The sequence below is a fragment of the Pseudomonas sp. PvP089 genome, from assembly GCF_017875165.1.
GTDB classification, from domain to species: Bacteria; Pseudomonadota; Gammaproteobacteria; order Pseudomonadales; family Pseudomonadaceae; genus Aquipseudomonas; species Aquipseudomonas fortuita.
Genome location: NZ_JAGGME010000001.1, coordinates 59,379 through 74,824, shown reverse-complemented (window position 1 = coordinate 74,824; position 15,446 = coordinate 59,379). Strand labels below are relative to the sequence as shown.

Here is a 15,446-nt window from a genome sequence, read left to right as displayed (position 1 = left end):
TTCTATCAAAGCGACGAGTATTTCTTGCGCAGACGCTGGCGAATCAGCTCGGCCAAGGTGTTCATGACGAACGTGAACATCAGCAGCACCAGGGCGGCCAGGAACAGCACGCGATAGTGGCTGCCACCGACTTCCGATTCCGGCATTTCCACGGCCACGTTGGCGGCCAGGGTGCGCATGCCCTCGAACAGGTTCATCTCCATCACCGGGGTGTTGCCGGTGGCCATCAGCACGATCATGGTCTCACCCACCGCACGGCCCATGCCGATCATCAGCGCCGAGAAGATACCCGGGCTGGCGGTGAGGATGACCACGCGGGTCAGGGTCTGCCAAGGCGTCGCACCCAGGGCCAAAGAGCCCAGGGTCAGGCTGCGCGGCACGCTGAATACGGCATCCTCGGCAATGGAGTAGATGTTCGGGATGACCGCAAAGCCCATGGCGATACCCACTACCAGGGCGTTGCGCTGGTCGTAGGTGATGCCCAGGTCGTTGGTGATCCACAGGCGCATGTCACCGCCGAAGAACCAGTTTTCCAGGTGCGCGCTCATGGTCAGGGCGAACCAGCCGGTGAACAGGATGACCGGTATCAGGATCGCAGCTTCCCAACCATCCGGCACACGCAGGCGGATCGACTCCGGCAGGCGGCTCCAGGTGAAGCCGGCCAGCAGGATGCCGAACGGCATCAGCAGGAACAGGCTGAACACGCCAGGCAGGTGGCCTTCGAGGTACGGCGCCAGGAACAGGCCGGCGAAGAAGCCGAGGATTACCGTCGGCATGGCTTCCATTAGCTCGATCACCGGTTTGACCTTGCGGCGCATGCCCGGGGCCATGAAGTAGGCGGTGTAGATGGCGGCGGCAATGGCCAGCGGGGCGGCCAGGATCATCGCGTAGAACGCGGCCTTCAGCGTACCGAAGGTCAGCGGCGAGAGGCTCAGCTTGGGCTCGAAGTCGGTATTGGAAGCAGTCGATTGCCAGACGTATTTCGGCTCGTCGTAGTTCTCGTACCACACCTTGCCCCACAGTGCGCTGAAGGAAACTTCAGGGTGCGGGTTGCGCAGGCTCAGCGGCAGCAGCTTGCCGCCCTCTTCGATGATGATACGGTTGGCGCGCGGCGACAGGGCCAAGGTGCCCGGGCCTTCGGCAGCAGGCTCCACCAGCAGGGTGCGGTGCGCCGTGCTGTGGAACACGCCCAGCTTGCCGTCGGCGTCCAGGGCGATGAAGCCTTTGCGGCGCTCTTCGGCGTCGATCTGCACCACCGGGGCCTTGCCCATCTGGAAGGTACGGATCTGCTTGAAGCGCGATTCGCCGTCCGGGTCACGGGCCATGAACCATTGGGCCAGGCCACCTTTGGAATCACCAATGATCAGCGAAATGCCGCCGACCAACTGGGCGCTGGCGGTAATTTCAGTGTCAGCGCTTTCGGCCAGTTTGTAGCGGCCGTTGAGGCTCTTGTCACGCAGGCTGAACACGTCGGCGGTGGCGCGGCCGTTGATCACGTAGAGCCACTGCTGACGCGGGTCGATGAAGATGTTCTTCACCGCTTCGGTCATCTGCGGCAGCACGATACGGTTCTGCTCGGTGGTGACCTCTTCGGTCATCATGTTTTCGGTGCGCGTCAGCTGCACCACCTGCAGGTGCGCGCCGGTAGACCCGGCCAGTACCAGGGTGTCGCCATTGACGTTGACGTTGACGTGTTCCAGCGCACGGCCCTGTTCGTCGAGCACGAACGGCTGCTCACCGTACGGGTAGTCGATGCCGGGGGTGATGGTTTTCTTGTTGTCCGGGTAGGTGATCTTGTAGGTGTGGTGGAACACCAGCGCCTGACCATTGGACAAACCCAGCACCACCAACGGGCTGCCCGGCTGGTCGGTACTGATCGAGGTGACCTGGGTGTCTGCCGGCACTGGCAGATCGACCCGCTTGAGCTCGTTACCGGTCTTGGTATCGAAGAACAGTGCCTGGCCCTTGTCCGAAACTCGCATCCCCACCAGGTTCTGTTCTTCAAGCGCGATCAGCAGCGGCTTACCGGCATCCTGTTGCAGCCAGGTAGGCTCCAGGGCTTTTTTGCTGGTCAGCTCGGCGCCCTGGAACAGTGGCAACACCACATAGGCCAGGTAGAAGAAGATCAGGGTGATTGCCGCCAACACGGCAAGCCCGCCCACCAGGACGTACCAGCGGGTCAGGCGGTCCTTGAGCGCACGCATGCGGCGCTTGCGTTGCAACTCGGGCGTATTGAAATCAATGCGCACGGGCTGGGAGTTTTGGGTCATGTTGGAATTGGCCAGATCATTCATGCGCACACCCTAGCGGTCCCGTGTGACAAAAACATTACAAAGTGGTGACGCGCGAAAGCCCGCCGCACAGTGAACCTGGCTTCGGACTGGAAATTCGTGGAAGAGGCCGGGCATCAGCACCGGCCCCCTCTTCAGTTACTTACTTCTTTGCGACGTTACCGGCGTGGGACAGGCCCAGGTCAGCCAGGGTCTTGTCGACGACTTTGGCCGGCAGCGGGATGTAGCCATCTTTCACCACGACCTGCTGGCCAGCTTGCGACAGTACCAGCTTGACGAACTCGGCTTCCAGCGGCGCCAAAGGCTTGTTCGGGGCCTTGTTGACGTACACGTACAGGAAGCGCGACAGCGGGTAGGTGCCGTTCAGGGCATTGGCTTCGTTGTCTTCAACGAACTCGCCGCCTTCTTTCTTGGCCAGGGCTACGGTCTTGACGCTGGCGGTCTTGTAGCCGATACCCGAGTAGCCGATGCCGTTCAGCGAGGAGCTGATCGACTGCACGACCGACGCCGAGCCAGGCTGTTCGTTCACGTTAGGCTTGAAGTCGCCTTTGCACAGGGCTTCTTCCTTGAAGTAACCGTAGGTGCCCGATACCGAGTTGCGGCCGAACAGCTGGATTGGCTTGTTGGCCAGGTCACCGGTCACACCAACGTCGCCCCAGGTCTTGATATCAGCCTTGCCACCGCACAGGCGGGTGGAGGAGAAGATGGCGTCGACCTGGGCCATGGTCAGGCCTTTGATCGGGTTGTCCTTGTGCACGAACACGGCCAGGGCGTCGACGGCAACCGGGATGGCGGTAGGCTTGTAGCCGTACTTCTGCTCGAAGGCCTGCAGCTCGACGTCCTTCATCTTGCGGCTCATCGGGCCGAGGTTGGCGGTGCCTTCGGTCAGCGCGGGTGGCGCGGTGGAAGAGCCGGCAGCCTGGATCTGGATGTTTACGTTCGGATATTCCTTCTTGTAGGCCTCGGCCCACAGGGTCATAAGGTTCGCGAGGGTATCGGAACCGACGCTGGAGAGGTTGCCCGAAACACCGGTGGTTTTGGTGTAGGTCGGGATTGCAGGATCGACAGCGGCTACCGCGTTGGCGGTTGCAACGCCAGCGGCGGCAAAGGTAAGGGCCGCCATCAAACGCTTCAGTTTCATGCCTTGCTCCTAGCAGGAATATTGGGGTGTTGGATGGAACGGGCCCAAGTATCGGCAGGCCGCATGAACACGATATGACTTCATTGTGACAATTGGATGAAAGGCCATCACTGATAGCAGGTCTGGCCTCTTCGCGGGCACGCCCGCTCCCACAGGGGTTGTGCTGAGCCCTGTGGGAGCGGGCGTGCCCGCGAAGAGGCCAGCAGCCCCGAAACAGATCAGCGCTTGTTGGCGAGCAGGTACAGGCCTACGGCCAGACCCACGGCGCACAGGCCTGCTACATAATAGGCAGGCGCCATCGGGCTTACTTTCAGCAGCGCGGTCACCACCATTGGCGTCAAGCCACCGAAAATCGCGTAGGCCACGTTGTACGAGAACGACAGCCCACTGAAGCGCACCGCCGCCGGGAATGCCTTGACCATCACATAAGGCACCGCGCCGATCACACCCACGCACAGGCCGGTCAGCGCATACAGCGGGAACAGCAGCTCGGGCCGGGTTGGCAGGCTATGGTAGAAGGTCCAGGAACTGGCCAGCAGCAGCAGGCTGCCGATCACGAACACCCGCCCCGCCCCAAAGCGGTCGGCCAGGCTGCCGGCGCCGATGCAGCCAAAGCTGAGCAGCACGATGGCCATGCTGTTGGCCTTGAGCGAGTCGATCGGGCTGATGTGGTAGAAGCTCTGCAGCAGCGCAGGGGTCATCAGGATAACCACCACGATACCGGCCGACAGCATCCAGGTCAGCAGCATCGACAGGATGATCGGGCCGCGGTGGTCGCGCAGCACGGCGCGCAGCGGCAGCTCCTCGGCCAGCGCCTTGCGTTGCTGCATTTCGGCAAACACCGGGGTTTCGTGCAGCCAGCGGCGCAGGTACACCGAGAACAGGCCGAACACACCGCCGAGCAGGAACGGGATACGCCAAGCGTAATCGGCCACTTCGTCGGCGCTGTACACGCTGTTGATCAAGGTCGCCACCAGCGAGCCCAGCAGAATGCCCGCCGTCAGGCCTGCGGTCAGGGTACCGCATGCGTAGCCGGTGTTGCGCGCCGGTACGTGCTCAGAGACGAACACCCAGGCGCCCGGCACCTCGCCACCAATCGCCGCGCCCTGGATCACCCGCATCAGCAGCAGCAGGATCGGCGCCCACATGCCGATTTGTGCGTATGTTGGCAGCAGGCCCATGATCAGGGTCGGCAGGGCCATCATGAAGATGCTCAGGGTAAACATCTTCTTGCGTCCAAGCAGGTCACCAAAGTGGGCCATGATGATGCCCCCCAGCGGCCGCGCCAGGTAGCCAGCGGCGAAGATGCCGAACGTTTGCATCAGGCGCAGCCACTCGGGCATGTCGGCCGGGAAGAACAGCTTGCCAACCACCGTGGCGAAGAACACGAAGATGATGAAGTCGTAGAACTCCAGTGCGCCACCCAGGGCGGACAGCGAGAGTGTTTTGTAGTCACTGCGGGTCAGCGGCCGCGGAGGCTGCTCGATACTGCTCGGCACGGAAGTCATCGATCGTTGTTCTCTTGTAGGGCATGCAGGCCGCTTGGCACGCGGCTTCTGGATTGGGAGACAGGCGAAGATAGCAAATTGCCGAGCCGCGCCGAAAGCGATACAAAATCCATACAGATATTCATGAATGCGCGGTCGTCGCTGGCAGTTATGCCCTATATACTGCTGATTCGTAGGAAAAGGTTGTTGCCCGCGTGGGATGTTGTGCGAAAACGCCGGTCTTTATGTCAGACGGTTTCGCAGAGTTTCTCTACGGCCGTCCAGTGAAACGAAATCGGCGTAGTATGTTTCAAGCTGAATCGTTTACCCGGCCTTCGCGCCACACCAACGAAAAGCGTCACGGGTCAGAGGCCCCATCGCATGATTGAGCTCGAACAAGAAGATCCAATCCCGCAAGGCGACCTGGCCTTGCAAATCACCGCACTCCCGCGCGAAACCAACGGGTTTGGCGACATCTTCGGCGGCTGGCTGGTTGCCCAGATGGACTTGGCCGGCACCGCCATGGCCAGCCGCGTCGCCGGTGGCCGCGTGGCGACCGTGGCCATTGAACGCATGGCCTTCCTGGTACCCGTCGCAGTGGGCGCACAGCTGTCGTTCTATACCCAGACCCTGGAAATCGGCCGCAGCTCGATTCAGATGATGGTCGAAGTGTGGAGCGACGACCCGCTGTCCAGTGAATGGCGCAAGGTTACCGAAGCGGCATTCGTCTTCGTCGCCATCGACGGCAGTGGCCGCACCCGTTCCGTGCCTCGTCGCTGAGCCACGCGGGCGGTAAACTCATTGCATGTGCCCGGGTCCAAGGCCCACTGGCTATCAATGAGATGAACGCAATGGCTACCTTTCAGGTCGTAACCGAGCAACATGGCGAACTCAATTGCTGGCGTATCAGCAGCGATCGCGCCGAACTCCTGATCGCCCAGCAGGGCGCACAGATCCTCAGCTACCAGCGGGTCGGCGAGCCGCCGCTGCTGTGGCTGAGCGACCAGGCCATCTTCCGCCACGGCAAGTCGGTACGCGCCGGTGTGCCGGTGTGCTGGCCGTGGTTCGGCAACCTGCAGCGCAACCCCCAGGCCGTTCAGGCCATGTACCACGGCGAGCAGGCGCCTGCTCACGGGCTTGCGCGCTCGCGTGACTGGCAGCTGCTGGGTATCGAGGAAGCGGGCAACGGCCTGCGCATTGAATTCCAATTGCCTGAAGCGCAGGGCGATCTACCCGGCTGGCCTCATGAGGTCGAGCTGAAGCTGGTGGTGGAGCTGGATGAGGCGCTAAAGCTGAACCTGACCAGCCGCAATATGGGCAATACCCCCGTTACCATCAGCCAGGCCTTGCACAGCTACTTCGCGGTCAGCGATGTGCGCCAGGCGCGGGTCGAAGGCGTCGAGGGCCTGGGCTATATCGAAACCCTTGCCGACTGGGAACAGCGGGAGCAGCAGGGCGCACTGGCGTTTGCCGGGGAAACTGACCGGATCTACCTCGCTACCCCACAGACCCTGAGCATTGTCGACCCGCACTGGAACCGGCGGATTACCTTGACCAGCAGTGGCTCGCGCTCGGCGGTGATCTGGAACCCCTGGACCGAGCGGGCCAAGGAGCTGGCGGACATGGTTGATGATGGCTGGCAGCGGATGCTGTGCATCGAGACGGCGAATGTGTGGAATGATCTGGTGGAATTGAAGCCTGGGGCGAGTCATTCGCTGGGTGTACAGATCGGTTGTGAAATGATCTGAGGCCTGCGATGGTTTTGCCGGCCTCTTCGCGGGCTTGCCCGCGAAGAGGCCGGGCCAGGTATCAGAGGTCTGCGTCTTCCACCACCCTCACCTTCCCCGCATCCAGCGCATAGGCCGCATCGGCCAGGTCATTGCTGACCTTTTCCACCTTCAGCTTGCCGCTGACCCACAGCGGTGTGTAGATGTCATCGATCTTCAACCCTTTCGGGTAGCGCACCAGCACCAGCTGGTTCGGCGGCGGTGGCGGCACATGGATGCACGCGCCCGGGTACGGCACCAGGAAGAACAGCGTGCTGTTGCCCTTGGCATCGCTTTCCAGCGGCACCGGGTAGCCACCCAGGCGAATGTCCTTGCCGTTCATGGCAGCCACGGTCTTGGTCGAATACATCACCGCTGGCAGGCCCTTGCTCTGCTTGAGCCCACCCTTGTCGGTAAAGGTGCCCATGGCTTCCGGCGAGTTGTGATCGATTTCGGGCATTTGCTCGAGCGCTTTCTGGTCCGACTTGGGCATAAGCTCCAGCCAGTCGGTTTCAGGCAGTTCGGCATGGGCCAGGGTACTGGCCAACAACAGGGGGACGAGAAAAAAGGCTCGCATGGCAATGCTCGGCAACTCGAATGAATTGCCGGGCATTCTAACCAGTATTCAGCGTTTCTTGATGAATCCGTAGATCACCAGAAGGACCACGGCACCGACCAGCGCGCCAAAGAAGCCCGCCGCCTGACCGGCCTGGTAGATGCCCAGTGCCTGGCCGCCATAGGTCGCCAGCAAGGAGCCGGCAATACCCAGCAGGATGGTCATGATCCAGCCCATGCTGTCGTCGCCCGGCTTGATGAAGCGGGCCAGCAGGCCGACGATGAGGCCGATAAAAATGGTTCCAATGATGCCCATGGCAATCCCTCTGCAGTGAATATGGAGCAAGCCAAAGCCTAGACGGGCTTTGGCTTGTTGCCATGTTCAGAGGGCAAGCCGCTTGCAGAAGTTCGATTTGTAGCCCGATCAGTTGCTGATCAGAGCCTCTACTTCGGCAATCTTGCGCTCAAGGGTGGCCATGTCATGGCAGCGCAACGTGGCGTGGCCAACCTTGCGGCCGACCTTGAAGGCCTTGCCGTAGTGGTGCAGGTGGCAGTCGCCGATGGCGACGACCTTGTCCACGGCCGGCACTTCACCGATGAAGTTGAGCATTGCGCTCTCGCCCACCTTGGCCGTCGAGCCCAGCGGCAGGCCAGCGACGGCTCGCAGGTGGTTCTCGAACTGGCTGCACTCGGCGCCTTCGATGGTCCAGTGCCCGGAGTTGTGCACGCGCGGGGCGATTTCGTTGGCCTTCAGGCCACCGTCAACTTCGAAGAACTCGAAGGCCATGACGCCAACGTAGTCCAGCTTCTGCAGCACACGACCAACGTAGTCTTCGGCCAATGCCTGCAGCGGGTGCGCCTGGCTGGCCACCGACAGGCGCAGGATGCCGCTTTCGTGGGTGTTGTGCACCAGCGGGTAGAAGCGGGTTTCGCCATCACGGGCACGCACGGCCACCAGCGACACTTCGCCAGTGAACGGCACGAAGCCTTCCAGCAGGCACGGCACGCTACCCAGCTCGACGAAGGTGCCTGCCACGTCTTCTGGCGTGCGCAGCACCTTCTGACCCTTGCCGTCGTAGCCCAGGGTGCGAGTTTTCAGCACGGCAGGCAGGCCGATGCTGGCCACTGCGGCGTCCAGGTCTGCCTGGGAAAGGATGTCGGCGAAGGCCGGGGTAGGAATACCCAGGTCGCGGAACATGCTCTTTTCGAACAAGCGGTCACGGGCGATGCGCAGCGCTTCGGCACTGGGGTAGACCGGCACGAACTGCGAGAGGAAAGCCACGGTCTCGGCCGGTACGCTTTCGAACTCGAAGGTGACCAGGTCGACTTCGTCGGCCAGCTGGCGCAGGTGGTCCTGGTCGCCATAGTCGGCACGTAGATGCTCGCCCAACGGCGCGGCACAGGCGTCCGGTGCCGGGTCGAGGAAGGCGAAGTTCATGCCCAGCGGGGTACCCGCCAGGGCCAGCATGCGGCCCAGCTGGCCGCCACCGATTACACCGATCTTCATGGGTTGAGCCTCAAGCCTGGCGCGGGTCTGGGTTGTCCAGCACAGTGTCGGTCTGTTCCGTGCGGAACTGCTTCAGTGCCGCGTGGTACTGCGGGTACTTGGCGCCCAGGATGCTGGCCGACAGCAGCGCAGCGTTGATCGCACCGGCGCGGCCGATGGCCAGCGTGGCAACCGGCACGCCGGCTGGCATCTGCACGATCGACAGCAGCGAGTCGACGCCCGACAGCATCGACGACTGCACCGGCACACCCAGCACTGGCAGGTGGGTCTTGGCGGCGCACATGCCTGGCAGGTGGGCTGCGCCACCGGCACCGGCGATGATCACCTCGATGCCGCGGCCTTCGGCCTCCTCGGCATACTGGAACAGCAGATCCGGGGTGCGGTGGGCAGAAACCACCTTCACTTCGTAAGGAATGCCGAGTTTTTCCAGCATATCGGCGGTGTGGCTAAGGGTGGACCAATCGGACTTGGAGCCCATGATCACGCCAACCAGTGCACTCATCGTCGAGCCTCTTCGCTTGTGCGCCCGCGGGCGCGTCAAAAAACAACAAGCCACGCGGGACGACCGGCGTGGCTTGTTTGCTGATCAGGACCGGACGCATCCGGTCGAAAGGCCGCGCAGTATACCGTAAGGTGGTGCGTTTAAGGCACCCCGGCGACCAACTGTCGGGCCTTATTTTTCGGGGCTTTGGCTGACTTTTGGGTCAACCGCCGCCGCACCCTCGAGCTTGCGCCACAACAGCCTGACGTTGGCCTTGCGCACCAGGGCGCAGCGGTACAGGCGTATTTCCAGTGGCACATGCCACTGGCTGCCGCCGCAGACGGCCAGTTCGCCGCGCTCCAGCTCGCCACGCATCGACAGGCGCGGTACCCAGGCGATACCCATACCCTCCAGCGCCATGCTCTTGAGGCTGTCGGCCATGGCGGTTTCATAGACGGTGGTATAGCGCAGGTTGCGCTGGCGCAGCAGCAAATTGACCGAGCGGCCCAGAAATGCGCCAGCGGTATAGGCCAGCAACGGCACACTGCCCTCACCTTCCAGGTCGAACAACGGCTTGCCCTCGGCATCCACGGCACACACCGGCAACATTTCGGTGGTGCCCATGTGCAGTGAGGGGAAGATCTCGGCATCCATCTGCAGGGCCGCGTCCGGGTCATAGAAAGCCAGCATCAGGTCGCAGCCACCTTCGCGTAATGCATGCACGGCATCTCCGACGTTGGTCGCAACCAGGCGAGTGGCGATGTTCAAACCGTCGTTGCGCAATTGGGCAACCCAACGGGGGAAAAAACCCGACGCCAGGGAGTGTGCCGCAGCCACCTGCACCACCTCGCCCTGCCCGCCCTCAAGATGATGCAAATGGCGCAGAATTTCGCTCAACTGGTCGACAACCGTGCGTGCCGTGACCAGAAACAGCTGGCCGGCTTCAGTCAGTTCGATGGGCGTGCGGGAACGGTTCACCAGTTGCAGGCCCAATGCCGCTTCCAGGCTGCGAATGCGCCGGCTGAAGGCCGGTTGGGTGACAAAACGCCGCTCTGCCGCCTGTGAAAAACTGCGGGTAGCGGCGAGTGCGCTGAAATCTTCCAGCCATTTGCTTTCAAGGTTCACGAAGCACATCTCCCGGCGCGCACCAAAATGGAACACGCTCGAATGTCAATTGGCGTCACATGAAACACTATGCCGTTTGTGCATAGGTTAGCGTGCAACAGCATTGGCCGCAAAATCACCTTAAGGCCTAGGATTGGCGCCATTCCGGCATGTGCCGGGTCAACATCGAGATGATATACATCATGTCCTCCGCTGCATCGTTCCGCGTCGAAAAAGATCTGTTGGGTACCCTTGAAGTTCCTGCTGATGCCTACTACGGCATCCAGACACTGCGCGCTGCCAACAACTTCCACCTCTCCGGCGTTCCACTGTCGCACTACCCGAAACTGGTAGTCGGCCTGGCGATGGTCAAGCAGGCAGCTGCTGACGCGAACCGTGAGCTGGGGCACCTGAGCGATGCCAAGCACGCTGCGATCAGCGCAGCCTGCGCACGACTGATCAAGGGCGACTACCACGAACAGTTCGTGGTAGACATGATTCAAGGCGGTGCTGGTACTTCTACCAACATGAACGCCAACGAAGTCATCGCCAACATCGCGCTGGAGGCCATGGGTCACCAGAAGGGTGAGTACCAGTACCTGCACCCGAACAACGATGTGAACATGGCGCAGTCGACCAACGACGCCTACCCGACCGCTATCCGTCTGGGCCTGCTGCTGGGTCACGATGCCCTGCTGGCCAGCCTCGACAGCCTGATCCAGGCCTTCGCAGCCAAAGGTAAAGAGTTCGACCACGTACTGAAGATGGGCCGTACCCAGCTGCAGGACGCCGTGCCGATGACCCTGGGCCAGGAATTCCGCGCCTTCGCCACCACCATGACCGAAGACCTCAACCGTCTGCGTTCGCTGGCGCCTGAGCTGCTGACCGAAATCAACCTGGGTGGTACTGCCATCGGTACCGGCATCAACGCCGACCCGGGCTACCAGATGCTCGCGGTGCAACGCCTGGCAATCATCAGCGGTCAGCCGCTGGTACCGGCTGCCGACCTGATCGAAGCCACCTCCGACATGGGCGCCTTCGTGCTGTTCTCCGGCATGCTCAAGCGTACTGCCGTCAAGCTGTCGAAGATCTGCAACGACCTGCGCCTGCTGTCCAGCGGCCCTCGCACCGGCATCAACGAAATCAACCTGCCAGCGCGTCAGCCAGGCAGCTCGATCATGCCAGGCAAGGTCAACCCGGTTATCCCGGAAGCCGTCAACCAAGTCGCCTTCGCCATCATGGGCAACGACCTGGCCCTGACCGTCGCCGCCGAAGGTGGCCAACTGCAGCTAAACGTGATGGAACCGCTGATCGCCTACAAGATCTTCGACTCGATCCGCCTGCTGCAACGTGCCATGGACATGCTGCGCGAGCACTGCATCGTCGGCATCACTGCCAACGAACAGCGCTGCCGTGAACTGGTTGAGCACTCGATCGGCCTGGTCACCGCCCTGAACCCGTACATCGGCTACGAAAACGCCACCCGTATCGCCCGCGTTGCCCTGGAAACCGGCCGCGGCGTGCTGGAACTGGTGCGCGAAGAGAAGCTGCTGGACGAAGAGATGCTGAACGACATCCTGCGTCCGGAAAACATGATCGCTCCACGTCTGGTTCCGCTGAAGGCGTAACCCGACCGCTGCAAACAGTCTCACCAGGTTAAGGGACTAGACACCTCTCAACCTTTCAAGGCCCGAGCCAATGCTTCGGGCCTTTTTTTGTCTGATGGATTTGCCCGAACGCCCGGATATCGGCACACAACTTGCTCCATAATGCGTCCCAGCCCCACGGGATTACCCAGCATGCTGCACAGCCATCTGACTACCCTCAATGCCGTTTCGCTGATCCTCAACGTCTTTCAGGCAGAAGGTTGCGAGGCTTCGGCGCTGCTGGCCGGCAGCGGCATTGGCCCGGCAGACCTGGGGCACGCGGATGCGCGCATCACCACCCAGCAGGAATTGCAGGTGTGCGCCAACGCCGTGGCCCGGCGCGAGGACATCGGCCTGGAACTGGGCCGGCGCATGCATGTGTCGTGCTACGGCATGCTGGGTTACGCCCTGCTCTCCAGTGCCACTTTGGGTGACGCCTTGCGCCTGGCGCTGCAGTATCCGGCACTGCTGGGAACAGTCTTCAAGCTGCGCTTGCTCGACGATGGCCAGCGGGTCTGGTTCAGCGCCAGCGACTACCACGACAGCCCGGCACTGAGCGCTTTCAACGCCGAGTTCTGCCTGGTGTCGCTGAAAGTCATCTGCGATGACCTGCTTGGCCGCCCGTTGCCGTTGCTGGGGGCCCGTTTCGAGCACACTCGGCCCGGCTACCACGTGCGCTATGCCGATGCATTCCAGTGCCCGGTCGGTTTTGCCGCCGAAGACAATGCCTTTGCCTTCGAACGACGCTGGCTGGATACGCCGCTGCCGCTGGCCGACCCGATTACCCACAAAGCCATGAGCGAGCGCTGCCGGCGCCTGAACCTTGAGTTCACCGGCCGCCAGGCCTGGCTGGGGCGTATTCGTCAGCTGCTGACCCAGCAACTGGATGCCGCGCCTGGGCTGGAAGGCCTGGCACGGCAAATGAACTGCTCGTCGCGCACCTTGCGCCGGCACCTACAGGCGCTGGGCAGCAGTTATCAACAGCTGCTGGACGAGCTCAGGTTCGAGCGGGCCAAGCAGTTGCTGGCCGATGAGCAGATGCCCATCTACCGTATTGCCGAGACCTTGGGGTTCAGCGAGACGGCCAGTTTCCGCCATGCCTTCCAGCGCTGGAGTGGTGTGGCGCCCAGCCACTTCCGCGGTTGACCTGTACCGGCCTCTTCGCGGGCTTGCCCGCGAAGAGGCCGGCACAGGAAAGCACGACCAGAGAGCTTGGCCAGATCGATCCCCTTTTGGCCACTTGCGTCGTTCTCCGCTACTGACCCGCCCATGACAATGGACCCACGCCAGTACCCACCGGAGAACAACAATGCTGACGATCTATTCCGATGACCACCGCCTGCACCATGGCCGCTGCGAGCTGATCGACGGCAAGCTGATGCCCTGTTTCGAAATGCCTTCGCGTGCCGACCATGTACTCGACCAGGTGAAAAAGCGCGACCTCGGCGATATCCAGGGCCCGACCGACTTCGGCCGGGCGCCATTGCTGCGCGTCCACAGCGCCGATTACCTGGACTTCTTCGAAGGCGCCTGGGCACGCTGGGCAGCATTGGGCCAGGAAGGCGACCTGCTGCCTTTCACCTGGCCTGCACGCACGCTGCGCCAGGTAAAGCCCACCGGCCTGCACGGTGAACTGGGCTACTACAGCTTCGATGCCGGTGCGCCGATCACCGCCGGCACCTGGCAAGCGGCCTACAGCGCCGCCCAGGTCGCCCTTACCGCCCAGGCAGCGATCCAGCAAGGCGCCCATTCGGCCTTCGCACTGTGCCGCCCGCCAGGGCACCACGCCGCCGGTGAAGTGATGGGCGGCTACTGCTACCTGAACAACGCCGCCATCGCTGCCCAGGCGTTCCTCGACCAGGGCAAGCGCAAAGTCGCCATCCTCGACGTTGACTACCATCACGGCAACGGCACCCAAGACATCTTCTACAGCCGCGACGACGTGTTCTTCGCCTCGATCCACGGCGACCCGCAGGACGAATTCCCGTTCTTCCTCGGCTATGCCGACGAAACCGGCCAAGGTGCCGGCGAGGGCTGCAACGTCAATTACCCTTTGCCGGCCGGCAGCGACTGGGCCGCCTGGAGCGCCGCGCTGGAAGACGCCTGCCAGCGCATCGCCAGCTATGACGCCGACGTGCTGGTCATCTCCTTGGGTGTGGACACCTTCAAGGACGACCCCATCTCGCAGTTCAAGCTCGACAGCCCGGACTACCTGGAAATGGGCAAGCGCATCGGCCAGCTCGGCAAGCCGACCCTGTTCGTGATGGAAGGCGGCTACGCTGTGGAAGAAATCGGTATCAACGCGGTCAATGTGCTGGAAGGCTTCCAGCGCGCCCAGCCAGGAGCCCGGTAATGGTCCGACTCAAGCGTCTGCTCGCCCCGTTCATCGCTGCCACCCTGTTCACCGGTGCCCTGCACGCCCAAGCCGAGCAGCGCACCCTGCGTGTGTATAACTGGTTCGATTACATCACCCCGCAGACCTTGACCGACTTCCAGAAGGACAGCGGCGTCAAACTGATCTACGACATCTTCGACACCAACGAAGCACTGGAGGCCAAGCTGCTCACCGGCAACTCCGGCTATGACGTGGTGGTGCCTTCCAATGTGTTTCTCGCCAAGCAGATCGAGGCCGGGGTATTCCAGCCGCTAGACCGCAGCAAGCTGCCGAACTGGCAACACCTGGACCCGGCGCTGATGAAACTGATCGAGGCCAACGACCCGGGTAACAAGTTTGCCGTGCCGTACATGTACGGCACCGTGCTGATCGGCTTCAACCCGGCCAAGGTCAAGGCTGCACTCGGCGACAACGCGCCGGTCGACAGCTGGGACCTGATCTTCAAGGAAGAGAACATTGCCAAGCTCAAGCAGTGCGGCGTGGCCCTGCTCGACTCGCCTTCGGAGATTCTGCCACTGGCCCTGCAGTACCTGGGCTTGCCACCGAACAGTGACAAACCGGCCGACTACAAGAAGGCTGAGGCGCTGATGCTGAAGATTCGCCCCTACATCACCTACTTCCATTCCTCGAAGTACATGGCAGACATCGCCAATGGCGACATCTGCGTGGCAGTGGGCTACAGCGGCAGCTTCTCGCAGGCCGCAAACCGCGCCCGCGAGGCGAAGAACGACGTGGTGGTGGACATGCGCCTGCCCAAGGAAGGCGCGCCGATCTGGTTCGACATGCTGGCGATTCCGAAAAACGCGGCCAACCCGGAAGACGCCCATACGTTCATCAACTACCTGCTGCGGCCGGAGGTGATTGCGCCGATCAGCGACTTTGTCGGGTACCCCAACCCGAACAAGGATGCGACCGACAAGGTAAGCCCGGCGATTCGCAACAACCCCAACCTGTACCCGACTGCGGAGGCGATGGCCAAGCTGTATACCCTCAAGCCACTTGCGCGGGATGCCGAACGGGCCAGGACCAGGGCCTGGACGCGGATCAAGTCCGGCACCTGATATAGCGCCGTG

General features: G+C 62.2%; 14 protein-coding genes. 6 read left to right on the top strand and 8 right to left on the bottom strand.

The window, feature by feature from the left end:
• Positions 1–5 precede the first annotated feature (5 nt).
• From J3A71_RS00360 to J3A71_RS00350, 3 genes are all read right to left on the bottom strand, one after another.
• Positions 6–2,294: an ABC transporter permease subunit gene (locus tag J3A71_RS00360; RefSeq protein WP_096426915.1), complete on the bottom strand. Its 2,289-nt coding sequence runs from the start codon at positions 2,292–2,294 to the stop codon at positions 6–8.
• A 139-nt stretch (positions 2,295–2,433) separates the two neighbouring features.
• Positions 2,434–3,432, bottom strand: coding sequence for a phosphate ABC transporter substrate-binding protein PstS (locus J3A71_RS00355; RefSeq protein WP_016489850.1), 999 nt, complete (start codon positions 3,430–3,432; stop codon positions 2,434–2,436).
• Positions 3,433–3,650: 218 nt separating this feature from the next.
• Entirely contained in the window at positions 3,651–4,940 is a 1,290-nt protein-coding gene (locus tag J3A71_RS00350; protein WP_060519715.1) for an MFS transporter, read from the bottom strand.
• A gap of 360 nt (positions 4,941–5,300) precedes the next feature.
• Here J3A71_RS00350 and J3A71_RS00345 point away from each other — a divergent pair, with 360 nt between their 5' ends.
• Positions 5,301–5,699: an acyl-CoA thioesterase gene (locus J3A71_RS00345; protein WP_016489852.1), complete on the top strand. Its 399-nt coding sequence runs from the start codon at positions 5,301–5,303 to the stop codon at positions 5,697–5,699.
• A gap of 71 nt (positions 5,700–5,770) precedes the next feature.
• A complete protein-coding gene (locus J3A71_RS00340; RefSeq protein WP_096426916.1) occupies positions 5,771–6,667 on the top strand; it encodes a D-hexose-6-phosphate mutarotase in 897 nt (298 codons plus the stop codon).
• Between the two features lie 61 nt (positions 6,668–6,728).
• Here the strand turns inward: J3A71_RS00340 and J3A71_RS00335 are convergent, their stop codons facing one another.
• From J3A71_RS00335 to J3A71_RS00315, 5 genes are all read right to left on the bottom strand, one after another.
• Positions 6,729–7,262 (bottom strand): DUF3299 domain-containing protein, encoded by a 534-nt coding sequence (locus tag J3A71_RS00335; RefSeq protein WP_161775560.1) that lies wholly within the window; start codon positions 7,260–7,262, stop codon positions 6,729–6,731.
• Positions 7,263–7,310: 48 nt separating this feature from the next.
• Positions 7,311–7,556, bottom strand: coding sequence for a GlsB/YeaQ/YmgE family stress response membrane protein (locus J3A71_RS00330; RefSeq protein ID WP_010955824.1), 246 nt, complete (start codon positions 7,554–7,556; stop codon positions 7,311–7,313).
• Positions 7,557–7,664: 108 nt separating this feature from the next.
• A complete protein-coding gene (locus J3A71_RS00325) occupies positions 7,665–8,747 on the bottom strand; it encodes a 5-(carboxyamino)imidazole ribonucleotide synthase (protein WP_060519719.1) in 1,083 nt (360 codons plus the stop codon).
• Positions 8,748–8,757: 10 nt separating this feature from the next.
• Positions 8,758–9,249 carry a 5-(carboxyamino)imidazole ribonucleotide mutase gene (gene purE, locus J3A71_RS00320; RefSeq protein ID WP_016489856.1) on the bottom strand — a complete coding sequence of 164 codons (492 nt, stop codon included), beginning with the start codon at positions 9,247–9,249 and terminating at the stop codon, positions 8,758–8,760.
• 171 nt (positions 9,250–9,420) lie between these two features.
• Complete coding sequence (locus tag J3A71_RS00315; protein WP_161775561.1) at positions 9,421–10,353, bottom strand: LysR substrate-binding domain-containing protein; 933 nt, start codon at positions 10,351–10,353, stop codon at positions 9,421–9,423.
• Between the two features lie 182 nt (positions 10,354–10,535).
• Here J3A71_RS00315 and aspA point away from each other — a divergent pair, with 182 nt between their 5' ends.
• The 4 genes from aspA to J3A71_RS00295 all read left to right on the top strand — a co-directional run bounded on the left by aspA (position 10,536) and on the right by J3A71_RS00295 (position 15,434).
• Positions 10,536–11,960, top strand: coding sequence for an aspartate ammonia-lyase (gene aspA, locus J3A71_RS00310; protein WP_024717848.1), 1,425 nt, complete (start codon positions 10,536–10,538; stop codon positions 11,958–11,960).
• Positions 11,961–12,131: 171 nt separating this feature from the next.
• Positions 12,132–13,124 carry an AraC family transcriptional regulator gene (locus J3A71_RS00305; RefSeq protein ID WP_095116253.1) on the top strand — a complete coding sequence of 331 codons (993 nt, stop codon included), beginning with the start codon at positions 12,132–12,134 and terminating at the stop codon, positions 13,122–13,124.
• Between the two features lie 163 nt (positions 13,125–13,287).
• Positions 13,288–14,331 (top strand): histone deacetylase family protein, encoded by a 1,044-nt coding sequence (locus tag J3A71_RS00300; RefSeq protein ID WP_096426917.1) that lies wholly within the window; start codon positions 13,288–13,290, stop codon positions 14,329–14,331.
• A complete protein-coding gene (locus tag J3A71_RS00295; RefSeq protein WP_016489861.1) occupies positions 14,331–15,434 on the top strand; it encodes a polyamine ABC transporter substrate-binding protein in 1,104 nt (367 codons plus the stop codon). The genes J3A71_RS00300 and J3A71_RS00295 overlap by 1 nt, the downstream gene beginning before the upstream one ends.
• The last annotated feature ends 12 nt before the right edge of the window (positions 15,435–15,446 follow it).